We start from the raw sequence: 21,693 nt of genomic DNA, 5'->3' as shown, positions 1-21,693 counted from the left end.
CTACCGCACCGCGCTCAGTGTCGCGTAGACGACGACGTTGCCCTCGTAGCCCGTGCTGCGGGAGTAGTCGCCGCCACAGGTGATCACCCGTAGTTCGGGCCGGTCCGAATCGCCGTAGACCTTCTCGTCGGGGAAGTCCCTCTTGTCGTGGACCTCGACCGCGTCGACGGTGAAGACGGCGGTGCGGTGGTCCTCCCGCACGATCTCGACGGTATCGCCCTTGGTGAGGGCGCCGAGACGGTAGAAGACACCGGGGCCCATGGGGGTGTACACGTGCCCGGCGGTGATGGCTGTTCCGACCGCGCCGGGGGCCGTGCCGTCGCGGTACCAGCCGGCCAGGCCGGGTTGGTCGGCGGGCGGTACCTGCAGCGTGCCGGTGTGGTCCAGCTCCAGCCCTGACACGGGGGCGTTCACCCCGATGGCCGGGATCATCATCCGGACGGGGTCCGACGGCACAAGCCCCGGCACCCCGGTGGGCTTCGGCGTTTCCCGAGGAGCGGGTCGAGCAGGCCGGTCGTCCTGGACGGATACGGACCGTGCCTGGGCGGGCGTGGGCTGCGGCGGCTGATCGTCGCGCACGGCGTTGGCCACCAGCAGGACTCCCGCGATCAGGGCGCAGGAGCACATTTTGAACGAGGGGACCAGGGACCGCGGTTCTTCAGCGCTCCTCGGCCGGTGACCGTTTTCCATCGGGGCGGGCCTTTGCTCTGCGGCGGACGGGGCATCCCCGCGGCCCCCGGCACCTGTGCGGTGGCCGGGGGCCGCGGGAGAATGACGATCGGTCAGGCGTGGAGGCCGCTCGGGCGGCGACGCATCCTGACCACAGTCCCGGCGACGGCGCCGGTGACCAGCACACCGCCGAGGGCGAGCTGGGTGGTCTTGTCCGTGGCGCCGATGCCGGCGTCGACCGCGCCGTTGGGACGGCCGCTGATCTCGTAGGTGCCCGTGACCTTGGTCCTCGGGGGGCACTTCAGGGTGACGGTGTCGCTGCCGGACTCGGCGTCGTCGGGGATCGTGAACTCGCCCTTCAGCACGCCCGCCTCGTCGCTCTCCATCAGATGGAACTGTCCGCCCGCCTCCGACTCTCCCTTCCCGTAGGTCTCGTCGCCGCAGGCGTTGGTGGTGACGGTGACCGTGGTACCCGGCGCGGCCCTCCGCTCGCTGATGCTGATGCGCCCGTCGTCCTCCTCCGCGGCCATGGCGGCCGGGGCGGACAGAGCAAGGGCGCCAAGGATGAGGGCGGCCGGGATGCCGGCACGTGCCATACGCATGTAAATCCTCCAGTGGAGCAGGGTCCGGCCTGTCTGCGGGCGCCTCGGCTGTGCTCCTCGCACGAGGCAACCGACAGTTAGTGATCACCGCTGGACGCCTTGCCGACACCTCTGTCACCCGGTAAGGGGCAGGGCCCGTTCCTCCCACTGATGTCGCGTCGCAGGTCGTCGCGGTGGAGGAACTGCGACGACCGCAACCGCGTGATGGCGAACGGGCTAGTGGGCTCTGTTGCATCGGACGTGTCGCGGGGCGGGCCCGTCCACCGCTCGGAGTGAACAGCTCACCCGGACCTGCCGGCCGGGCGAGATGGAGCCCGGCGGCTGACCGCCGAGCGCGTCATGGCTCGGCGAACCGGCTGAGCCCGCTCACTGCTCAGCCGGCCGGCCTTCAGGCGTTGAGCTGGTACTCGGGGAAGTTGCCCGGCAGCCGCTCCCCCGCCGGGCCTTCGGTCACCGCCCGTACCAGCAGTTCGCCGCCGACGAACGCTCCGCGCCACGACGCACCGAAGCCGCCGAAGAGCTCGTCGCGGTCGCCGCGTGAACGGGGTTTGTTGTGGCCGGCCTTGAAGGCGCGGATCTGGGGGGCGAGGCGCCGGAATGCCGCCGGGTCGTCGGTGCACAGGGTCGCCACCAGGGCGCCGTTGGAGGCGTTCATCGCGGCGAGCAGCTCCGCCTCCGTGTCGACGAGGACGATCGTGTCGACCGGGCCGAAGGGCTCCGCGTGGTGCAGCGGAGAGGACGGCGGCGGGCCCAGGAGCGTGACGGGCGGGAGGTAGGCGGACGTGTCCTGGCCGGGGAGGAAGTGGCCGTCGGCCGGCGAGCCGCGGTGCAGGGGGACGGCACCGCGGTTGATCGCCTCCGCCACCTGGTCGGCGAGCTCCTTCGCCTTCGCCGCGTTGATGAGCGGGCCGAAGTCGAGTGCGGGCAACGGGTCGTCGGGGTGTTCGACGGCGAGGGGGTGGCCGGTGCGGACGGAGCGTACGGCGGGGAGGTAGGCGGCGAGGAAGTCGGCGAACGCCTCCCGCTGGACGACGAACCGGGGGTAGGCGGTGCAGCGCTGCTTGCCGTAGTCGAAGAGCTTGGGGATGACGGCGGTGAGGGCGGACCAGTCGGTGTAGTTCCAGATGCCCCAGGTGTTGAGGCCCTCCTGCTCCAGGATGTGGCGCTTGCCGAGGTCGGCCACGGCGGTGGCGATACGGGCGCCGGTGTCGCGTCCGCCGACGAACGAGACACAGCCGATCTCCGGTGAGCGGACGAGGGCTTCCGAGAGTTCACCGCCGCTGCCGCTGACCAGGGTGAGGGGCACGCCCTCGCGGGCGGCGAGGGCGCAGGCGAGGGTGAGGCACGCGACGCCGCCGTCGGTCGGGGCCTTGGCGATGACCGCGTTGCCGGCCAGAGCCTGCACCAGCATGGCGTGGACGAGGACGGACATCGGGTAGTTCCAGCTGGCGATGTTGGAGACCGGACCCGCGAGCGGTGAACGTCCTTCCAGCATCGGCTCGATGCCCTCGACGTACCAGCGCACGCCGTCGATCGCCCGGTCGACGTCGGCCTGCGCGAGCCGCCAGGGCTTGCCGATCTCCCAGACGAGGAGGAGGGCGAGCAGTTCACGGTGTTGGGTCAGGGCGTCGAGTCCGGCGGCGACACGGGCGCGGCGTTCGGGCAGCGGTATGTGGCGCCAGGCGCGGTGCTGGTCGAGCGAGGCGCGGACGGCCTGCTGCGCGGCGGCCGCGTCCAGGCGGGGCGGGCCGGCGACGGGGCCGAGGTCGACGGGGCTGGTGGCGGGCAGGGCGCGGCCGTCCGCGTGCCACTCGCCGCCCCAGAGGTTGAGGACGCGCTCGTCCCGGAACGCTTCGGGGGCGAGGGTGAGGCAGCGCTGCCAAGCGTCGGTCCAGGCGGTGCCGGGCTTGAGGGTGAGGGTGGGTGCCATGGGTGAACTCCGCTCGTGACGAGTCGGACGGGGCGGGAGGTGGCAGGGGCGGCCGGCTCGCACACGCCGGCCGCCCGGAAGTCGCTCTGTTGGCAGGTGGGCGGGCGTGCCCGCCGAATCAGGCCGGGGTCTTGGGTGTGAGCTCCGCGAGGAGTTCCAGCACCAGCCGTGAGGCCTCCGTGGGCGTCGAGCCGACCCGTACGCCCGCGGCTTCGAGTGCCTGCTGCTTTGCCTTGGCCGTGCCGCTGGAGCCGGAGACGATGGCGCCGGCGTGGCCCATGGTCTTCCCCTCGGGGGCGGTGAAACCGGCGATGTAGCCGACGACGGGCTTGGTGACGTGCTCGGCGATGTACGCGGCGGCGCGCTCCTCCGCGTCGCCGCCGATCTCGCCGATGAGCACGATGAGTTCGGTGTCGGGGTCCTGCTCGAAGGCGGCGAGGCAGTCGATGTGGGTAGTGCCGACGACGGGGTCTCCACCGATGCCGACCGCCGATGAGAAGCCGATCTCGCGGAGTTCGTACATGAGCTGGTAGGTGAGGGTGCCGGACTTGGAGACGAGTCCGATGCGACCGGGCTTGGCGGCGATGTCCGCGGGGATGATGCCCGCGTTGGACTGGCCGGGGCTGATGAGTCCGGGGCAGTTGGGGCCGATGATCCGGGTGCCGCGCTCGGCCGCGTAGGCCTGGAAGGCGACGGCGTCGTGGACGGGGATGCCCTCGGTGATGACGACGGCGAGCCCGATGCCCGCGTCGGCGGCCTCCATGACGGCGGCCTTGGCGAACGGCGGCGGCACGAAGACCACGGTGACGTCCGCGCCGGTGGCCGCCATGGCGTCGCCGACGGTGCCGAAGACGGGGACTGCCCGCTCGTCGAAGTCGACGAGCCGGCCGGCCTTGCGCGGGTTCACCCCGGCGACGACGTCGGTCCCGGACGCCAGCATCCGGCGTGTGTGCTTCATGCCCTCGGCGCCGGTCATGCCTTGGACGAGGACCTTGCTCTCCTTGGTGAGGAAGATGGCCATGGTTTCCCGGTCCTTTCAGATGGCGAGGTCGGCGGCCTGGCGGGCGGCGCCGTCCATGGTCGTGGCCTGGCGGACGAGCGGGTGGGCACGGTCGTCGAGGATGGCGCGGCCGCGGGCGGCGTTGTTGCCGTCGAGGCGGACGACGAGGGGTTTGGTCAGGCGCACCGAGTCGAGTGCCTGGACGATTCCTTCTGCGACCGCGTCGCAGGCGGTGATCCCGCCGAAGACGTTCACGAGCACGCTGTTCACGTCGCGGTCGGAGAGGATGACCGACAGTCCGTCGGCCATGACCTGAGCCGACGCTCCGCCGCCGATGTCGAGGAAGTTGGCGGGGCGGGCTCCGCAGCCGGCCACGACGTCGAGCGTGGACATGACGAGGCCGGCGCCGTTGCCGATGACGCCGACCGTGCCGTCGAGTTTGACGTAGTTGAGGCCCTTGGCGGCGGCCAACGCCTCCAGCGGGTCGTCGTGCATGCCGGTTTCGTCGCCGCCCCAACGGGACTGGCGGAAGCGTGCGTTGTCGTCGAGGGTGACCTTGCCGTCCAGGGCGACGATGTCTCCGGACGCGGTGCGCACGAGCGGGTTCACCTCGACGAGGAGGGCGTCCTCGCGGACAAGGACCTGCCACAGGGACTGCAGGACGGGTGCCACGTCCGGGGGCAGTCCTGCTGCCGCCGCTATCTCGGCGGCCTTGGCGGGCGTGAGGCCCTCCGCGGGTGCTATGGGGATGCGCGCGACGGCTTCGGGGCGGGTGGCGGCGACCTTCTCGATGTCCATGCCTCCTTGGGCGGACGCGATGGCGAGGAAGGTGCCGGCGGCGCGGTCGAGGACGTAGGAGACGTAGAACTCGGCCTCGATGTCGACGGGCCGGGCGAGCATCACCTTGCGCACGGTGTGGCCCTTGATGTCCATGCCGAGGATCTGTCGGGCCGTCACCTCTGCGGCCGCGGCGTCGGCGGCGAGCTTGACGCCGCCCGCCTTGCCCCGCCCTCCGGTCTTCACCTGGGCCTTGACGACGACGCTGCCGCCGAGCCGCTCGGCGGCCTCGCGGGCCTGTCGGGCCGTGTCCGCGGTCTCTGCTTCCGGAACGGGGATGCCGTACTCCCCGAAGAGTTGCCTCGCTTGGTGCTCGTACAGATCCATGCCGGGCTCCCAGTGCTTCGTCCGAAACGAATGAAAGTGCCGCACGCCCCCTGGACACCACCCACCGGATGCGGGATAACAAGCTTCATACAGTATTCGTCGACTGTATGCAATATACGCCGAAGCACACCGGGGAGGCGCACCGGCGCCTCCCCGGCCAGCACACCGACTCCCCTACGAAGGGACAGGACTTCGCCATGCCCGACGACAACAGCCAGCAACTCATCTCGGGTGGACACCTGGTCGCCAAGGCGCTCAAAGCAGAAGGCGTGGAGGTCATCTACACCCTGTGCGGCGGCCACATCATCGACATCTACGACGGCTGCGTGGACGAAGGCATCGAAGTCGTCGACGTACGCCACGAGCAGGTCGCCGCCCACGCGGCCGACGGCTACGCGCGCATCACCGGCAAGCCGGGCTGCGCCGTCGTCACCGCCGGGCCGGGCACCACCGATGCCGTGACCGGCGTCGCCAACGCCTTCCGCGCCGAGTCGCCGATGCTGCTGATAGGTGGTCAAGGGGCCCACACCCAGCACAAGATGGGCTCCCTGCAGGACCTGCCGCACGTGGACATGATGACGCCGATCACCAAGTTCGCCGCGACCGTGCCGGACACGGCACGCGCGGCCGACATGGTCTCCATGGCGTTCCGCGAGTGTTACCACGGCGCGCCGGGGCCCTCCTTCCTGGAGATCCCGCGCGATGTGCTCGACGCCAAGGCGCCGGTGGACAAAGCACGCGTGCCCCAGGCCGGCCACTACCGCGCCTCCACACGCAGCGCGGGCGACCCCGAGGCCGTGGAGAAGCTCGCCGACCTGCTGGTGCACGCAGAGAAGCCGGCGATCCTGCTCGGCAGCCAGGTGTGGACGACACGCGGCACCGACGCCGCCGTCGAGCTGGTGCGCACTCTGAACGTGCCCGCGTACATGAACGGCGCGGGACGCGGCACGCTGCCGCCCGGGGACCCGCACCACTTCCAGCTGTCGAGGCGCTACGCGTTCTCCAACGCGGACGTCATCGTCATCGTCGGCACCCCCTTCGACTTCCGCATGGGTTACGGCAAGCGGCTCTCGCCCGACGCGACGGTGGTGCAGATCGACCTCGACTACCGGACCGTGGGCAAGAACCGGGACATCGACCTCGGGATCGTCGGCGATGCCGGACTGATCCTCAAGTCCGTGACGGAGGCCGTGTCCGGCCGGCTCAACGGCGGTGCCGTCAAGCGCAAGGCTTGGCTCGAGGAACTCCGCGCCGCCGAGCAGACCGCTCTCGACAAGCGGCTGCCGCACCTGCGCTCGGAGACCTCCCCCATCCACCCGTACCGCCTGGTGAGCGAGATCAACGACTTCCTCACCGAGGACTCGATCTACATCGGCGACGGCGGCGACATCGTCACCTTCTCCGGCCAGGTCGTGCAGCCCAAGTCCCCCGGCCACTGGATGGACCCCGGGCCGCTCGGAACCCTCGGCGTCGGCGTCCCGTTCGTGCTGGCCGCCAAGAAGGCCCGCCCGGACAAGGAGGTCGTGGCCCTCTTCGGCGACGGCGCGTTCTCACTGACCGGCTGGGACTTCGAGACCCTCGTCCGCTACAACCTGCCCTTCGTCGGGATCGTCGGCAACAACTCATCGATGAACCAGATCCGTTACGGCCAGGCCCAGAAGTACGGCCTCGACCGCGAGCGGGTCGGCAACACCCTCGGTGACGTCCACTACGACAAGTTTGCCCAGATGCTGGGTGGTTACGGCGAGGAGGTGCGCGACCCCGCCGACATCGGCCCTGCGCTGCGCCGCGCCCGCGAGTCCGGGCTGCCGTCGCTGATCAACGTCTGGGTGGACCCCGACGCGTACGCCCCCGGAACCATGAACCAGACCATGTACAAGTGAGGAGCACGGGCCATGACCAGGACCATGACCAAGGCTCTTGAGGGCATTCGCGTCCTCGACATGACGCACGTCCAGTCCGGCCCCTCCGCGACCCAGCTGCTCGGCTGGCTCGGCGCGGACGTGGTGAAACTGGAGGCCCCGAGCGGCGACATCACGCGCAAGCAGCTGCGCGACGTACCCGACGTCGACTCCCTCTACTTCACGATGCTCAACTGCAACAAGCGGAGCATCACGCTCAACACCAAGTCGGAGCGCGGCAAGGAGATCCTCACCGAGCTGATCCGCCGCAGCGACGTGATGGTGGAGAACTTCGGCCCGGGGGCCGTGGACCGGATGGGCTTCACCTGGGAACGGATCCAGGAGATCAACCCCCGGATCGTCTACGCCTCGATCAAGGGATTCGGAGAAGGCCCGTACACCAACTTCAAGGCGTACGAAGTGGTGGCGCAGGCCATGGGCGGCTCCATGTCGACCACCGGCTTCGAGGACGGACCGCCTCTCGCCACGGGCGCCCAGATCGGCGATTCGGGCACCGGTATCCACGCCGTCGCCGGCATCCTCGCCGCGCTGTTCCAGCGGGAGCACACGGGGCGCGGCCAGCGGGTCAACGTGGCCATGCAGCACGCCGTGCTGAACCTCTGCCGGGTGAAGCTGCGCGACCAGCAGCGGCTGGCCCGCGGCCCGCTCGCCGAATACCCCAACGAGGACTTCGGCGACGAAGTCCCCCGCTCGGGCAACGCGTCGGGCGGCGGGCAGCCCGGATGGGCGGTCAAGTGCGCGCCGGGCGGCCCGAACGACTACGTGTACGTCATCGTCCAGCCCGTCGGCTGGCAGCCGGTCTCGGAGCTGATCGGCCGGCCCGAGCTCGCGGACGACCCCGAGTGGGCGACGCCGGAGGCGCGGCTGCCGAAGCTCGGCAAGATGTTCCAGCTGATCGAGGAGTGGACCTCGACGCTTCCCAAGTGGGAGGTGCTGGAGAAGCTCAACGCCCGCAACATCCCCTGCGGCCCGATCCTCTCCACCAGGGAGATCATCGAGGATCCCTCGCTGGCCGCCAACGAGATGGTCGTCGAGGTGGAGCACCCCGAGCGCGGCAGCTTCACCACCGTCGGCAGCCCGCTGAAGCTGTCCGACTCCCCCGTGGACGTGATCACTTCACCGCTGCTCGGTCAGCACAACGAAGAGGTGTACGTCGGCGAGCTGGGGCTCGGCGACGAGGAGCTCGGCCTGCTCAAGTCGAACGGAGTCATCTAGTGACGGAGCACGAGGAACGGCAGGCGGCGGTACGGGCGATCCTGGCGGGCGCGCTCGCCGAGGGCCGTACGGCGCTGACGGCCCCGGAGGGCAAGGCGGTCACCGGCGCGTACGGCATCGCGACGCCTGCGGAGGGCCTCGCGGAGACGGCGGACGAGGCGGTCGCGCTGGCGGACCGAATCGGCTTCCCGGTGGCGCTGAAGATCGTCTCGCCGGACATCCTGCACAAGACGGATGCGGGCGGTGTGCAGGTCGGACTCGCGTCCTGCGCGGAGGTACGGGGCGCGTTCACGGCCATCGTGTCGAACGCCAAGGCGTACGCGCCCGGCGCCCGCATCCTGGGCGTGCAGGTGCAGCAGATGGTGCCCGCCGGGACGGAGGTGCTGGTCGGCACGGTCACGGACCCGACCTTCGGGAAGGTGGTGGCGTTCGGTCTCGGCGGTGTGCTGGTCGAGGTGCTGAAGGACGTCACCTTCCGTCTCGCGCCCGCCTCGAAGGACGAGGCGCTGTCGATGCTGGACGGCATCCGGGCCGCGGAGATCCTGCGCGGGGTGCGAGGAGGCGCGGCCGCCGACCGTGACGCACTCGCCGATGTGGTGGTGCGGGTCTCCCGACTGGCCGCCGATTTCCCCGAGATCGCCGAGGTGGACCTGAACCCGGTGTTCGCCTCCGCGGACGGGGCGATGGCCGCCGATGTGCGGATCCTGCTCAACGACGAGCCTTCGGCCGAGCGGCGGAAGTACTCACGGGAGGAGATCCTCGCCTCGATGCGGCGGCTGATGCAGCCGCGCTCGGTGACGGTGATCGGGGCCTCCAACGAGCCCGGGAAGATCGGCAATTCGGTCATGCGGAACCTGATCGACGGTGGCTTTCCGGGCGAGATCCATCCGGTGAACCCCAAGGCCGATGACATACTCGGCCGTAAGGCGTACAAGAGCGTGATGGATGTTCCGGGCGAGCCCGATGTGGCGGTCTTCGCGATCCCCGCGAAATTCGTCGCGTCCGCGCTGGAGGAGGTCGGCCGCAAGGGCATTCCCAACGCGGTGCTGATCCCGTCCGGGTTCTCCGAGACCGGCGAGCACGAACTGCAGGCGGAGATCGTGGCGATCGCCGAGCGGTACGGGGTGCGGCTGCTGGGGCCGAACATCTACGGCTACTACTCCACCTGGCAGGACCTGTGCGCCACTTTCTGCACCCCGTACGACGTCAAGGGCGGAGTGGCGCTCACCTCGCAGTCGGGGGGCATCGGCATGGCGATCCTCGGCTTCGCGCGGACCACGCGCACCGGGGTGTCCGCGATCGTCGGGCTCGGCAACAAGTCGGACCTGGACGAGGACGATCTGCTGACCTGGTTCGGCGAGGACCCCAACACCGACTGCATCGCGATGCACTTGGAGGACCTGAAGGACGGGCGGGCCTTCGTCGATGCCGCGCGCGCGACGGTGCCCAGGAAGCCGGTGGTGGTCCTCAAGGCGGGGCGTACGGCGGCGGGCGCGAAGGCGGCCGGTTCGCACACGGGCGCGCTGGCCGGCGACGACGCGGTCTACGACGACGTGCTGCGGCAGGCGGGGGTGATCCGTGCGCCGGGGCTGAACGAGATGCTGGAGTACGCGCGGGCCCTGCCCGTGCTGCCGGCTCCCCGGGGCGACAACGTTGTGATCATCACGGGTGCGGGCGGCTCGGGGGTGCTGCTGTCGGACGCGATCGTCGACAACGGCCTGTCCCTGATGGAGATCCCGCCGGATCTGGACACGGCGTTCAAGGCGTTCATCCCGCCGTTCGGAGCGGCCGGGAACCCGATCGACATCACCGGCGGTGAGCCGCCCTCGACCTACGAGGCGACGATCCGACTCGGCCTGGAGGACCCGCGGATCCATGCGCTGGTGCTGGGCTACTGGCACACGATCGTCACGCCACCGATGGTGTTCGCCGAGCTGACGGCGCGGGTGGTGGAGGAGTTCCGGGCGCGCGGGATCGAGAAGCCGGTCGTGGCCTCGCTCGCCGGCGACGTGGAAGTCGAGGAGGCGTGCCAGTACCTCTTCGAACGCGGTGTCGTGGCGTACCCGTACACGACGGAGAAGCCGGTCGCGGTCCTCGGCGCCAAGTACGCCTGGGCTCGAGCGGCGGGGCTGCTGTGACGCGCCGACACCGGGGTGTGGGGAGGCGGTCCATGACCTGAGCGACGGCTCGAACCACGGGGTCTGCGGTGGCCGCTCGCCGCGGACCCCGGTGCGAAGAGAAACGGACAGGGGGCGCTGGCCAGACTTCTTCCACGCGAGGGGTTCGATCACCATGACGACAACCGACATCCCCACGTCCGTCCCCTACAGGGAGGTGACGGACGCCAACGGGCGCATGTACCGGATCGGCGAGACCGATATCGACATCATGGGCCGCAGGCGCAAGTGGATGGTCATCCTGCCGTGGGTGGGCATGATGGGCATCAGCTCGGCGGAGTACGCGTTCGCGTCCGCCGAGGAGACTCTGCACACCGCGCACAGTTGGAGCAGCGCACACATCTTCTGGATGCTCGGTGTGTGGGTGTTCTTCCGGGCCGCTGTCGCCTTCCCCGCGGGCAAGCTCCGTGAGAGCGGGAAACTGCCTGCCCGGTGGGCGATGATGCTCGGCGCCGTGGGCACCCTGCTGGGCTATCTGTCACTGGCGTACGCGCCGCATGTGGTGGTCGCCTACCTCGGCTTCGGCATGTTCAGCGGTATGGGCGCGGGCATGGTCTACGCGACGTGCGTCAACATGGTCGGCAAGTGGTACCCGGAGCGCAAGGGCGGCAAGACCGGCTTCGTCAACGGCGGTTTCGCCTACGGTTCGGTGCCGTTCGTCTTCATCTTCACCGGCTACATGGACCTGACGAACTTCCGCTGGGTGCTGGTCTGCGTCGGTCTGTTCCTGGCCGCCACCGTGGCCGTCGCGGGCTACTTCTTCCAGGACCCGCCGAAGAACTGGTGGCCCGCCGACGTCGACCCGCTGCGCAAGCCCGACGACCCGCGGACGCGGCGCGCCCTGGAGAAGAACCCGCCGGCGGTGAAGCAGTACACGCCGAGGGAGGCCTGGCAGACGGGTCGTGTGGCGCTGATGTGGTTCTGTCTGCTCTGCACATCCGGGGTGAACATCTTCGGTATCGCCTTCCAGGTGCCGTTCGGTGACGAGGCGGGCTTCGCGGGAGGCATCGTCGCGACGGCGATGTCGCTCAAGGCGATCGTGAACGGCACGGGCCGCGGTGTCATCGGCTGGCTCTCGGACCGCTACGGACGCAAGCAGTGCCTGATCTTCGTCTGTATCGTGCTGGGGCTTTCCCAGTACGGCATTCTCTGGTCGGGCAACATCAACAACCTGCCGCTGTTCCTGCTCTTCTCCAGTATTTCCGGCTTCGGCGGCGGTGCCATCTTCCCGATGTTCGCGGCGATGACCGCGGACTACTTCGGTGAGAACAACAACGCCTCCAACTACGGCCTCGTCTACAGCTCGAAGCTGGTGTCGGGTCTGCTGGGCTCGGGCATGGGGGCCGTGGTGGTGGGTGCCTGGGACTACGCGGGCGCGTTCATCCTGGCCGGTTCGATCTCGCTGTTCGCCGGCTTCGTGGCCACGTTCCTGCATCCGCCGGGCCGGCCGAAGAAGGGACGGATCACTGCCAATCCGCAGCCGATCAGCCGGGACGCGGGCTGACGCGTCGATCGTGAACGGCCACGGGTGGCCGCGGCGGCCGGGAGACCGGTCACCGCGGCCACCCGGCCGTTGTGCGGGGCGTGCTGAGACGCCTTGCCGCTGTACGAGCTCCCTTACGACAGCTGGCCGTCGTAGTCGGGGAGCTTGAAGGTCCGCTCCGCGTGGCCGCCGACCAGGTCGGTGGTGTTGTTGCCGATGTTGGCGATGATCGTGTAGCCCTTGGCCTCGATCTCGGCGCGCTTCTCGGTCTTGTAGGCGCTCACCTCGTGGAACAGGTCGGGCAGGTCACGGACGTAGAGTCCGTCGACCGGGTAGCCGGTCTTCTTCAGGTTCCAGTCGGTGAGCGAGTGGATGATGCCGGGGCGGGCGGTCACGAAGAAGACGGCGACGCCACGGGAGTCGGCGTAGCGGGCGAGCTCGCGCATCTCCTGGATGGCGGGGGTGGGCAGCTTCCAGAACGGATGGAAGTGCGTCTCCAGCGAGGTGTTGTCGATGTCGAGGACGATCGCCTGCTTCTCGCCGGAGGCGTCGGCCGTGCGCTGTTCGATGTAGGGGCGGGCCTCGGCGACGACGGCGGAGACGTCACGGAGCCAGGTGTTGTAGTCGACGCTCTGGGTCTGTGCCGCCGTGGTCGTCGTCGCGGTGTCCGCGTGGGCGGATCCGACGGGGAGGGCGGCGACGAACGTCAGCGTGACGGCGGTCGCCGAGGCGCGGACCGTCCATGTGCGTGCATGCATGGGGGGTTCTCCTGGGTGTGGAGGCAGCTCAGGGAGCCCGTCCGGCCATATTCGACCGAACGGGTTGACATGCTCGCGCTTAATGATGGACGGAAGGCGACGTTCTTACTACCGGTCGGTAGCGTCTTTTGTGCGGGCACGCGCCGGCGGCCCGCCCGGTGACCGCGTCCACCGGGCGGGCCGCTGTGCTCAGCGGTGGGTGCTCAGCGGTGCGCGCGCAGCGCCGCGAGGTTGTCGTAGCTCTTGCGGGCGACCTCGAGGGACTGCCCCGGAACCGTGGCGCTGGGCGCGCCGTCGTGCTCGATCATCGGGTTGTGGTAGTTCTTCGCCCCCACCCGCCTGAAGAACGTGCGGTAGTCGATGTCGCCCTCGCCGAACGTCACCATGTCGTAGCCCTGGCCGTTCTGGGTGTTGACCGTGCCGTCCTTGGCGTGGAAGAGCGGGTAGCGCATGGTGTGACGGGCCACCAGGCCCGCCGGGTCGAAGACCTTCTCCCGCTGCGAGCCGTCGTGAGCGGTGTATGTGTGGAACTTGTACTGGGCCACGTGCGCCCAGTAGATGTCCATCTCCAGCCAGACGTCACGCGGGTCGGTCTTCTTCAGGAAGTACTCCAGCTTGCGCATGCCGGAACTGCGGGTCGGGCGGCCCTGGTCGTCGAGCGGACCGCCGTCGAGCAGGAAGCCGTACGCCGAGTCGTGGTTGTGGGTGTAGAGCTTGATGCCCTCCCGGCGGGCGATCGCACCGAGAGCGTTCCACTTGTCCGCGGCAACGTCCCAGTCGGCCCGGTAGGAACTGCCCGTCGGGTCGCCGCCGGTGCCCATGTGCGGCATGCCGAGAATATTGGCGATCTCCAAGTGCCGCTTGAAGGTGTCGAGGTCGCTGGGTGTCAGCGGCCACGAGCCCGGAATGAAGCCGTGGTTGCCCTGCGCCCGCAGCCCGTACTCGTCCAGCCACGAGCGCAGGAGCTTCGCGCCCGCGACGGTCTCGAGGTCCGCGCCGCCCGGGGCGTTCGCGTGCTGGCGGTAGCCGGCGAACTCCACCTGCTTGTACCCGTAGCGGGACAGCTGCTTGAAGACCTCGCGGAAGCCCGACGGCAGATCCGTGGACAGCGGGTCGCGGCCCGTCGCGTCACGGACCGTGTAAAGGATGATGCCGCGCTTGTGGGACGGGATCAGGGCGGAGCGCCCGTGGTCGCCGCCTCTGTCGTGGTTCTCCCGTCCCCGAGCCAGCGCCGGCGAGGCGCCGAGGACCGGGGCGGCGATCGCCGCGGCAGCGGCGGCGGTGCAGGTGCTGAGGAACCGGCGACGGCTGACGCCGAGCGTGCGGCGCAGGGACTCGTCGGTGGTGGTCTCTTCGTTGAACGCGGTCACGGTGACTCTCACTCTCACTTCATTCGGACACGGATACCGGGCGCTCTGCGTCTTCCTCGAGGCCGGCCAGGCGGAGCAGCAGTGACTTCACATCGGTGGCCGCGACGCGGCCTGGAACGGTGCGGGGGGTGGAGCACAGGAGGAGCGGACCTTCTTCGTCGCTCGCGGGGAGGCGGCCGTGGCTGCCTCGGATCGGGGTCGGATCGAGGGGCACGACAGCGAGGCGGTAGCGCATGCCGAGTTTCTTGCGCGCCACTGCCTTGGCCGCCTTGAGGCGGACGTAGGGGTCGAGCGGGTCCATGAACAGCTCGACGGGGTCGTAGCCCGGCTTGCGGTGGATCTCGACGAGTTGCGCGAAGTCGGGGGCGCGGGCGTCGTCGAGCCAGTAGTAGTACGTGAACCACGCGTCGGGTTCGGCGACTGCCACGAGCTCCCCGGAGCGGGGGTGGTCCAGCCCGTTGGCCTTCTTGCCCTCGTCGTCGAGGAGTTCGTCGATGCCGGGCAGTCCGGCCAGCGCCTCCCGGGTGGCCTCGAGGTCCTCGGGGCGGCGGACGTAGACGTGTGCGAGCTGGTGGTCGGCGACGGCGAAGGCGCGGGAGGCCATCGGGTCGAGGTACTCCATGCCGTCCTGGGTGTGGACCTCGAGGAGTCCGGCGCGGCGCAGGGCGCGGTTGATGTCGACCGGGCGGCTGACACGGGTGATGCCGTACTCGGAGAGGGCGACGACGGTGCGGCCCTCCTTGCGGGCGTCGTCGAGCAGCGGGCCGATGACCGCGTCGAGGTCAGCCGCGGCCCGGTGGGAGCGGGGGTCGTCGGGGCCGTAGCGCTGGAGGTCGTAGTCGAGGTGCGGCAGGTAGCACAGGGTGAGGTCGGGGTGGCGGGTGCGCATGATGTGGCGGGTCGCGTCGGCGATCCACCGGCTGGAGACGATGTCGGCGCCCGGGCCCCAGAAGTGGAAGAGGGGGAAGGTGCCGAACTTCTCGGTCAGTTCGTCGTGCAGCGCCGGCGGGCGGGTGTAGCAGTCGGGCTCCTTGCGGCCGTCCGCGTAGTAGACCGGGCGCGGGGTGACGGTGATGTCGGTGTCGGCGCCCATCGCGTACCACCAGCAGATGTTGGCGACGGTGTAGCCGGGGTGGGCTCGGCGGGCGGCGTCCCAGAGCTTGTCGCCGGCGACGAGGCCGTTGTGCTGGCGCCACAGCAGGACGTCGCCGAGCTCGCGGAAGTACCAGCCGTTGGCGACGATGCCGTGCTCCGCGGGGAGCGCTCCGGTGAGGAACGTGGACTGGGCGGCGCAGGTGACGGCCGGCAGCACGGTCGACAGGGCCGCCTGGGAACCGGCGGCGGCGAGGGCCTTGAGGCGGGGCATGTGGTCGAGAAGCCGGGGGGTGAGGCCGACCACGTCCAGGACCAGCAAGGGGGTGGGGCGTGTCTCGCTCATGGCAGTTCCTTGAGGCCGAGGTCGGTGAGCAGGTCGCGGGCCAGGGTGAGTTCGGCGGCGATGCCCTCGGCGAGCTGGCTGCGGGTGCGGGGGCGCAGCTCGGGCGGGAGGGCCTGCCAGGTGTAGGTCTCGACCTCGAGGTGACGGGTGCGGGGCTCCGGGACTCCCACGAGCCGGGTCACGATGTCCTGCAGCACCGGCAGGGTGGAGGTGAGCGGCGGGGCGGGCGGCGCATGCAGGGGGACGTGGAAGTGCGCGCGCCAGGGTGCGCCGTCGGGGATGGCGTCGCCGGCCAGGGCCTCGTCGAGGTCGTCGGTGCCACGCAGTCCCGCCGCCGTACGGGTGCGGGTCTGGTGCAGGAAGCGGGGTTCCGCGAAGGCGGCGAGCGCCTCGCGCACCTCCGGAAGATGGGGGTTCTCGGCGTGCAGCGCGGCGGACAGCTGCGCCTTCGGGACGGCGATGTCCGCCGCGGCGAGGGCGGCGAGGGCGGTACGGGGCTCCTCGAAGGAGGTGGCGAGATGGCAGGTGTCGACGCAGACGCCGATCCGGTCGCCCGGGACGGCGGTGAGCGGTCCGATCGCGTCGGCGGTGGTCTCCACGGTGCAGCCGGGTTCCGGTTCGAGGGCGATCCGGACGGACTTGCCGGTCAGCTCCTCGAGGGCGTCGAGCCGCTCGGCGAGGGTGGTCAGCGCGGTGCGGGCGGTGGCGGCGGCCTCGTCGTCGAAGCCGGTGCGCCAGGCGAGAGGGAGGGTGGAGATGGTGCCCTCGGTGACGTCGTCGGGCAGCAGCGCGGCGAGCAGGCGGGCCAGATCGGTGGTGTGCCCGAGCCGTTCCGGTTCCGTCCAGTCGGGTGTGTAGACGCGGTACTTGACCTCCTCCGCGCCGAAGCCCTCGTAGGGGAAGCCGTTGAGCGTGACGACCTCCAGGCCGCGACGCTCCAGCTCCGCACGCAGGCCGCGCAGTGCGGCCGGGTCGGTGATCAGCGCCTGGGCGGCGTCCTTGGCGAGCCACAGGCCGATGCCGAGCCGGTCGCGTCCGAGGCGTTTGCGTACCGGCTCGCAGTGGTCGCGCAGTTGTGCCAGGACGCCGTCGAGGGTCTCCGCGGGGTGGACGTTGGTGCAGTACGACAGGTGGACGGTGGAGCCGTCGGGGTGGCGGAAGCGCATCCGTGGCTCCTCTCATTCCCCGCCGCGGAGAATGGAGTTGCCCTCGTGGAGTGTGTCCGGCTCCGGGACGTCCAGCTGGAGCCGCCCGCTGAGACCGTAGAAGGCCACCGGGTTGCGCCACAGCACCTGGTCGACGTCGTCCTCGGTGAAGCCGGCCTCGAGCATGGCGTCGCCGACCCTGCGGGTCTTGAGCGGGTCGCTCTTGCCCCAGTCGGCGGCCGAGTTGACGAGGACCTTCTCGGTTCCGTACGTCTTCAGGACGGTGACCATGCGGTCCTCGTCCATCTTGGTGTCCGGATAGATGGAGAAGCCGAGCCAGCAGCCGCTGTCGATCGCGTGCTTGACAGTGGTCTCGTTGAGGTGGTCGAGCAGGACGCGGTCGGTGGTCAGGTTCGACTCACGGACGACGTCCACGGTGCGGTGCAGGCCGGCGAGCTTGTCGCGGTGCGGCGTGTGGACGAGCGCGGGCAGGCCGTGGTCGGCGGCGAGTTGCAGCTGGGCGGCGAGCGCCGTGTCCTCCGCCGGGGTCATGGAGTCGTAGCCGATCTCGCCGACGGCGACGACCGAGTCCTTGACGAGATAGCGGGGCAGCGCGTCGAGGACGGGGACGCAGCGGGGGTCGTTCGCCTCCTTGGGGTTGAGCGCGATGGTGCAGTGGTGGGCTATGCCGTACTGGGCGGCGCGGAAGGGTTCCCAGCCGAGGAGGGCGTCGAAGTAGTCGAAGAAGCCGGCCGGGGAAGTGCGGGGCTGTCCCAGCCAGAAGGACGGTTCGACGACGGCACGCACACCGGCGGCGTACATCGCCTCGTAGTCGTCGGTGGTGCGTGAGGTCATGTGGATGTGGGGGTCGAAGATACGCATCAGGACTCCTCGGCTTGCGGGAACGCCGTGCCGGTCAGGGCCAGCACGCGATCCAGGTCGTGGGGGACGTCTCGGCCGGCGGTGGTCCGCTCCGCCGCGAAGTCGGTGAGCATGCGGGCGAGTTCGCCGTCGCCGAGGGCGCGCTGTTCGACACCGGTGACGGTGTCCAGGGGGACGCCGGTGAACAGGCACTTGAGGATCGCGTGCCGCCAGGCGTGCGGTTCGAGATGGGCGGCGGCGTACGGGCCGACGGCGGCGGCCACGAGCCGGGTGTCGTTGGTGCGCAGCGCGTCGTCGACCAGATGCACGGCATGGGGGCCGTCGACGAGTGCGGGCAGGGCCTGGAGCACGGCGCGGCGCTCGGCGGCGCTGCCCTGCCGGTAGAGGCGGGTGAGGGTCTCCACATCGGCGCGGGCCTCGACCAGCAGGAGGGTACGGACACCGTCCGCGTTGTCCCGGCCGCAGTGCCGGCCCGCGGCGGCGAAGCGCAGCTCCCAGGTGTTCGCGGTGTACGGGGAGGGTCCGGCCCAGGGCGCCTGGGCGGCGCGGGCCGCGTCGGCGAGAGCGTCGTCGAGCCAGGCGCGGGCGGTGTCGTCGGCGAGCCCGGCGTCGACGTCCTCGCGCGTCCAGGGAGGTGCCTGTTTCACGATGCGGTCTCTCCCTTCGTGCGTGCGGAGTTGAGGAACTCGATCGACGTGCGGGCGAGCTCGGGCCCGGCATGGGAGTGCCGGGGCAGTTCGACGACGGTGAGGCACTGATAGCCGGTGGCTACGAGGGCGTCGAGGACCGCAGGGAAGTTGATCTCGCCCTCGCCGAAGGGCAGGTGCTCGTGGACGCCGCGGCGCATGTCCTCGATCTGCACATGCCGCAGCCAGGGGCCGGCGTCCCGGACACAGTCGGCAGGGGGGACGGGCTCCAGGCACTGGCAGTGGCCGATGTCGAGGGTGAGTCCGAGGGGTGCGGGATTCCCGAGAGAGGTGCGCAGTTGGTGGAAGTCGGCGAGGTTCCCGAGCAGGTGCCCCGGCTCGGGCTCGATCGCGATCGGCACGCCGGCGAAGGCGGCGGCGTCGAGGACGGGCAGCAGCGCGTCCTCCAGCCGCTTCCAGGCGGTGTCGACGTCCGTGCCGGGCGGGATGATGCCGCTGAAGCAGTGCACGGCGTGCGCCCCGAGGTCTGCGGCGACCTTCACGGCCGTGATCAGCAGCTTGGTGCGGGCGGCGCGGGCGTCCGGGTCCGGCTCGAGGAGGGACGGGCCGTGCTTGCGGCGCGGGTCGAGGATGTAGCGCGCGCCGGTCTCGACGGTTGCGGTGAGCCCCAGTGCGCCGAGCCTGCGGGCGACAGCCGCGGTGCGGGTCGCGAGGTCGGGCGCGAGGGGGTCGAGGTGCATGTGGTCGAGCGTGAGCCCGACACCGTCGTAGCCGAGGTCGGCGAGCAGGCCGAGGGCGTCGTCGAGGCGCAGATCGGTGAGGCCGTTGGTGCCGTAGCCGAACCGCAGGGGTGCGGGCGAAGGGCTCATGTGAGGCTCACCTTCCGTGCGAGTGTGCGGGCAAGCGGTACGAGCCCCATCACGGCGAGCCCGATGCCGCCCGCCCCGGAGCGGGCGGCGAGGGCCGCCTGGAACGGGATCATGGCGCGGATACCGCCGCCGACGGCGCGTTGCGTGAGGGGCGGGGACGGGTTGAGTGCGGCATGGAGGTAGCCGGTTGCGGCGGTACGCAGGTACGCGGCGGCGAGCAGGGCCGGCGCCGTGGCCGCCGCCGCGCCGCGTGGCCGCCCGGCGAGGACGCCCAGCACGGCGGTGCCGGCCAGCGCGGCGAGCGGCACCAGCGTCGAGCCGCCCTGCGCCTCGTGCCGGGACACTGAGGTGACGGCGTAGGTGTGCGCGGCGAGCATCGCGGCGGCGGGAGCGGAGGCGCGCAGGGCGGTCCGGGGAGGGATGGAGGATCCCCCGCCCCACCCCTCCCCGAACCCCTGACGGGACACCGGCGGCGTTGCCTCCGTCCGCTGGGCAGCGGCCCCGCGGCCGGGCGCGGCAGGGTAGGTCCGTCCGGGACCTGCCCCTGTGCCGTCAACGGCCGCCCCGCGCCGCGGCCCGCGGGAAGGGGCCGGCGACGGCACCCCGCCTGGTCGCGGGGAGTCCGTCGCCGCGGACAACGTTGCCGTCGCGCCCAGGAGTACGTCGAGGCCGCGGGCCGCGGCCATCGCCGTCGGGCCGGCCTTCGTGTGCTTGAGGCGCAGGTCGTACGCCCAGACCGTCGCCGAAAGGGCCGTTGCCACAGCGAGGGCGGGGCGACCCGCGCGGGCCGCGAGGGTCAGGCCGGCCGCCGTGAGCACCCCCGCCGCGCCCAGCGCGGCGCGGGGCGAGATGCGCCCGGAGGGAATCGGCCGGTGGGGCCTGTCGACGGCGTCCTCGGCGGTGTCCGCCCAGTCGTTGAGCGCCATGCCCGCCTCGTACAGACACAAGGAGGCGCCCATGGCGAGCGCCGTGCCGCGGTTGGGACGCAGTCCGACCGCGGCGGCGCCTGCCAGGGCGTCGCCCGGGACCGTGAACAGAGCGGAGACGCGTAGCAGTTCGGCCCAGTCCCGGAGCTTGGCGCGGCCTCGCGGGGTGCCGGCGGGCGGACGGGCGGCAGCAGCCGCCGGGGCCGGGGCGCGGCGGGGTGACTCGGGTGCGTCACCCGCTCGCGCCGGCGCGAGGCGGGCCAGTAGTGAGCTGATCAACGGGTCTCCCGCAACCGGTCGGCGAAGGACAGCAGCGCCGTGAACTGTTCGGACAGGCCCGCCGGGCCGCCGTCCGGGTCCTTGAAGTAGAAGCCGAGTTCGGGGAGCGGGCCGGAGAGGCCCGCCTCGTGGGCGCGGGCCACCAGTCGTGCCAGGTCCAGGACCAGCGGCGCGGCGAGCGCCGAGTCGCAGCCCTGCCAGATGGTCTGCAGGATCATCCGCGAGCCGAGGAAGCCCTCGAAGGCGATGTGGTCCCAGGCCGTCTTCCAGTCGCCGAGCGCGGGTACGTCGTCGATGTGGACCTCGCCCTCCGGCGTGTGGCCGAGGGTGTCGGCGAGGACGCGCTCCTTGCCGGCGTTCTTGGCCGCCGCGGCGGCCGGGTCGGCCAGCGCGGCCCCGTCCCCGCCGCCCAGCAGGTTGGTGCCGGACCAGGCCCGTACGGAAAGGGCCCGTTGTACGAACATCGGGGCCAGTACGGCCCGCAGGAGTGTCTGGCCTGTCTTGCCGTCGCGGCCCGCGTGGGGAAGTCCACTGGCCGCGACGGCGTCGGTGAGGGCCGTGGTGCGCAGCCCGGTGGAGGGGGTGAAGTTGACGTAGGGGCAGCCGGCGCGCACGGCGGCGGCGGCGTAGAGGGAGCTCGGCGGCAGCCGTACGGCGCCGGGCTCGGGGAGCGGTTCGGTCGAGGAGACGTTGACGACGACGACCCGTTCCAGGGCGTGACGCGAGTGGAAGGATTCCATGTCGGCGGCGAACGCGGTGATGAGTTCCTCGTCGGAGCGGGTGTCGCCGGCGCCGGGACCTCCGGGCCGTATCTCCGCGTCGGCCGCGGCCAGTTCGGCGCGTACGGCGGCGGCGAGCCCGTGCGGCAGGACGCCCGCCTCCGTGAGGTGCTCCGCGCGCTTGGGCAGCGGGCAGTGGGCGGTGTCGTGTCCGCCGAAGACGAGGGAGGACAGGGGCGGCAGCCCGGCCCCGGCGAAGGCCGGGGTCTCTGTGACCATGCCGGTCGGCGGGTGCAGGCCGGCCGTGACCGCCGCACATCCCGCGACGGCTGTGGTGGCCACTGAGCCGCGTGCTCCGACGAACCAGACTCCGGTGCGTGCATTCCCGTCTGTCACGGGCTGCCTCCCTGCCAGTCGATGTTCCGATGTGGTGGAGGACGGCGGGCGGGGGGTACGGCGCCTCCCCGCCCGCCGCCGGCTCATGGGCGGCCCGGGGGG

General features: G+C 70.9%; 18 protein-coding genes. 4 read left to right on the top strand and 14 right to left on the bottom strand.

Going from position 1 to position 21,693, the window contains the following annotated elements; genetic code table 11:
* The 5 genes from ACIQ7Q_RS23460 to sucC form a co-directional block, all read right to left on the bottom strand.
* Entirely contained in the window at positions 1 to 627 is a 627-nt protein-coding gene (locus ACIQ7Q_RS23460) for a class F sortase (RefSeq protein ID WP_403865395.1), read from the bottom strand.
* Positions 628 to 782: 155 nt separating this feature from the next.
* A complete protein-coding gene (locus ACIQ7Q_RS23455; protein WP_403865392.1) occupies positions 783 to 1,271 on the bottom strand; it encodes a sortase in 489 nt (162 codons plus the stop codon).
* 388 nt (positions 1,272 to 1,659) lie between these two features.
* Complete coding sequence (locus tag ACIQ7Q_RS23450; RefSeq protein ID WP_403865389.1) at positions 1,660 to 3,201, bottom strand: aldehyde dehydrogenase family protein; 1,542 nt, start codon at positions 3,199 to 3,201, stop codon at positions 1,660 to 1,662.
* Positions 3,202 to 3,319: 118 nt separating this feature from the next.
* Positions 3,320 to 4,222, bottom strand: a complete 903-nt coding sequence (sucD, locus tag ACIQ7Q_RS23445) for a succinate--CoA ligase subunit alpha (protein ID WP_403865386.1) — start codon at positions 4,220 to 4,222, stop codon at positions 3,320 to 3,322.
* A 15-nt stretch (positions 4,223 to 4,237) separates the two neighbouring features.
* Positions 4,238 to 5,365 (bottom strand): ADP-forming succinate--CoA ligase subunit beta, encoded by a 1,128-nt coding sequence (gene sucC, locus ACIQ7Q_RS23440; protein WP_403865383.1) that lies wholly within the window; start codon positions 5,363 to 5,365, stop codon positions 4,238 to 4,240.
* Positions 5,366 to 5,562: 197 nt separating this feature from the next.
* On the opposite strand from sucC, the gene ACIQ7Q_RS23435 reads away from it, so the two are divergent.
* The 4 genes from ACIQ7Q_RS23435 (at position 5,563) to ACIQ7Q_RS23420 (ending at position 12,183) form a co-directional block, all read left to right on the top strand.
* Positions 5,563 to 7,248, top strand: coding sequence for a thiamine pyrophosphate-binding protein (locus tag ACIQ7Q_RS23435; protein WP_403865822.1), 1,686 nt, complete (start codon positions 5,563 to 5,565; stop codon positions 7,246 to 7,248).
* A 12-nt stretch (positions 7,249 to 7,260) separates the two neighbouring features.
* Entirely contained in the window at positions 7,261 to 8,502 is a 1,242-nt protein-coding gene (gene frc, locus ACIQ7Q_RS23430) for a formyl-CoA transferase (protein ID WP_403865380.1), read from the top strand.
* Positions 8,502 to 10,640, top strand: coding sequence for an acetate--CoA ligase family protein (locus tag ACIQ7Q_RS23425; protein ID WP_403865377.1), 2,139 nt, complete (start codon positions 8,502 to 8,504; stop codon positions 10,638 to 10,640). The genes frc and ACIQ7Q_RS23425 overlap by 1 nt, the downstream gene beginning before the upstream one ends.
* 154 nt (positions 10,641 to 10,794) lie before the next feature.
* On the top strand, positions 10,795 to 12,183 hold the full coding sequence (locus ACIQ7Q_RS23420) for an OFA family MFS transporter (protein ID WP_403865374.1): 1,389 nt from the start codon (positions 10,795 to 10,797) through the stop codon (positions 12,181 to 12,183).
* A 113-nt stretch (positions 12,184 to 12,296) separates the two neighbouring features.
* Here ACIQ7Q_RS23420 and ACIQ7Q_RS23415 read toward each other — a convergent pair whose 3' ends face one another.
* The 9 genes from ACIQ7Q_RS23415 to ACIQ7Q_RS23375 all read right to left on the bottom strand — a co-directional run bounded on the left by ACIQ7Q_RS23415 (position 12,297) and on the right by ACIQ7Q_RS23375 (position 21,591).
* Positions 12,297 to 12,920 (bottom strand): HAD family acid phosphatase, encoded by a 624-nt coding sequence (locus ACIQ7Q_RS23415; protein ID WP_403865371.1) that lies wholly within the window; start codon positions 12,918 to 12,920, stop codon positions 12,297 to 12,299.
* A gap of 203 nt (positions 12,921 to 13,123) precedes the next feature.
* Complete coding sequence (locus ACIQ7Q_RS23410) at positions 13,124 to 14,290, bottom strand: sugar phosphate isomerase/epimerase family protein (protein ID WP_403865368.1); 1,167 nt, start codon at positions 14,288 to 14,290, stop codon at positions 13,124 to 13,126.
* A 19-nt stretch (positions 14,291 to 14,309) separates the two neighbouring features.
* Positions 14,310 to 15,728, bottom strand: coding sequence for a nucleotide pyrophosphatase/phosphodiesterase family protein (locus ACIQ7Q_RS23405; protein ID WP_403865364.1), 1,419 nt, complete (start codon positions 15,726 to 15,728; stop codon positions 14,310 to 14,312).
* Positions 15,725 to 16,894: a metabolite traffic protein EboE gene (eboE, locus tag ACIQ7Q_RS23400; protein ID WP_403865361.1), complete on the bottom strand. Its 1,170-nt coding sequence runs from the start codon at positions 16,892 to 16,894 to the stop codon at positions 15,725 to 15,727. The genes ACIQ7Q_RS23405 and eboE overlap by 4 nt, the downstream gene beginning before the upstream one ends.
* A 12-nt stretch (positions 16,895 to 16,906) precedes the next feature.
* On the bottom strand, positions 16,907 to 17,755 hold the full coding sequence (locus ACIQ7Q_RS23395) for a TatD family hydrolase (protein WP_403865358.1): 849 nt from the start codon (positions 17,753 to 17,755) through the stop codon (positions 16,907 to 16,909).
* Positions 17,755 to 18,402 carry an EboA domain-containing protein gene (locus ACIQ7Q_RS23390; RefSeq protein WP_403865355.1) on the bottom strand — a complete coding sequence of 216 codons (648 nt, stop codon included), beginning with the start codon at positions 18,400 to 18,402 and terminating at the stop codon, positions 17,755 to 17,757. The genes ACIQ7Q_RS23395 and ACIQ7Q_RS23390 overlap by 1 nt, the downstream gene beginning before the upstream one ends.
* Positions 18,399 to 19,271, bottom strand: coding sequence for a sugar phosphate isomerase/epimerase family protein (locus ACIQ7Q_RS23385; protein WP_403865352.1), 873 nt, complete (start codon positions 19,269 to 19,271; stop codon positions 18,399 to 18,401). The genes ACIQ7Q_RS23390 and ACIQ7Q_RS23385 overlap by 4 nt, the downstream gene beginning before the upstream one ends.
* Positions 19,268 to 20,476 carry an SCO3242 family prenyltransferase gene (locus ACIQ7Q_RS23380; RefSeq protein ID WP_403865350.1) on the bottom strand — a complete coding sequence of 403 codons (1,209 nt, stop codon included), beginning with the start codon at positions 20,474 to 20,476 and terminating at the stop codon, positions 19,268 to 19,270. The genes ACIQ7Q_RS23385 and ACIQ7Q_RS23380 overlap by 4 nt, the downstream gene beginning before the upstream one ends.
* The gene (locus tag ACIQ7Q_RS23375; protein WP_403865347.1) at positions 20,473 to 21,591 is read right to left on the bottom strand and encodes an inositol-3-phosphate synthase; all 1,119 of its coding nucleotides are present in this window, start codon (positions 21,589 to 21,591) and stop codon (positions 20,473 to 20,475) included. The genes ACIQ7Q_RS23380 and ACIQ7Q_RS23375 overlap by 4 nt, the downstream gene beginning before the upstream one ends.
* Between the last annotated feature and the right edge of the window lie 102 nt (positions 21,592 to 21,693).

This window comes from Streptomyces sp. NPDC096176 (assembly GCF_044763255.1).
Taxonomy (GTDB): domain Bacteria; phylum Actinomycetota; class Actinomycetes; order Streptomycetales; family Streptomycetaceae; genus Streptomyces.
This window is presented reverse-complemented; position numbering and strand designations above follow the sequence as displayed.

Bases quoted from the DNA above. Each gene is read 5' to 3' on its own strand.
- ACIQ7Q_RS23420 (WP_403865374.1), top strand. From the start codon at position 10,795: ATGACGACAACCGACATCCCCACGTCCGTCCCCTACAGGGAGGTGACG.
- ACIQ7Q_RS23385 (WP_403865352.1), bottom strand. From the start codon at position 19,271: ATGAGCCCTTCGCCCGCACCCCTGCGGTTCGGCTACGGCACCAACGGC.
- ACIQ7Q_RS23455 (WP_403865392.1), bottom strand. From the start codon at position 1,271: ATGCGTATGGCACGTGCCGGCATCCCGGCCGCCCTCATCCTTGGCGCC.
- eboE (WP_403865361.1), bottom strand. From the start codon at position 16,894: ATGCGCTTCCGCCACCCCGACGGCTCCACCGTCCACCTGTCGTACTGC.
- sucC (WP_403865383.1), bottom strand. From the start codon at position 5,365: ATGGATCTGTACGAGCACCAAGCGAGGCAACTCTTCGGGGAGTACGGC.
- ACIQ7Q_RS23450 (WP_403865389.1), bottom strand. From the start codon at position 3,201: ATGGCACCCACCCTCACCCTCAAGCCCGGCACCGCCTGGACCGACGCT.
- sucD (WP_403865386.1), bottom strand. From the start codon at position 4,222: ATGGCCATCTTCCTCACCAAGGAGAGCAAGGTCCTCGTCCAAGGCATG.
- ACIQ7Q_RS23415 (WP_403865371.1), bottom strand. From the start codon at position 12,920: ATGCATGCACGCACATGGACGGTCCGCGCCTCGGCGACCGCCGTCACG.
- frc (WP_403865380.1), top strand. From the start codon at position 7,261: ATGACCAGGACCATGACCAAGGCTCTTGAGGGCATTCGCGTCCTCGAC.
- ACIQ7Q_RS23405 (WP_403865364.1), bottom strand. From the start codon at position 15,728: ATGAGCGAGACACGCCCCACCCCCTTGCTGGTCCTGGACGTGGTCGGC.
- ACIQ7Q_RS23435 (WP_403865822.1), top strand. From the start codon at position 5,563: ATGCCCGACGACAACAGCCAGCAACTCATCTCGGGTGGACACCTGGTC.
- ACIQ7Q_RS23460 (WP_403865395.1), bottom strand. From the start codon at position 627: ATGTGCTCCTGCGCCCTGATCGCGGGAGTCCTGCTGGTGGCCAACGCC.
- ACIQ7Q_RS23395 (WP_403865358.1), bottom strand. From the start codon at position 17,755: ATGCGTATCTTCGACCCCCACATCCACATGACCTCACGCACCACCGAC.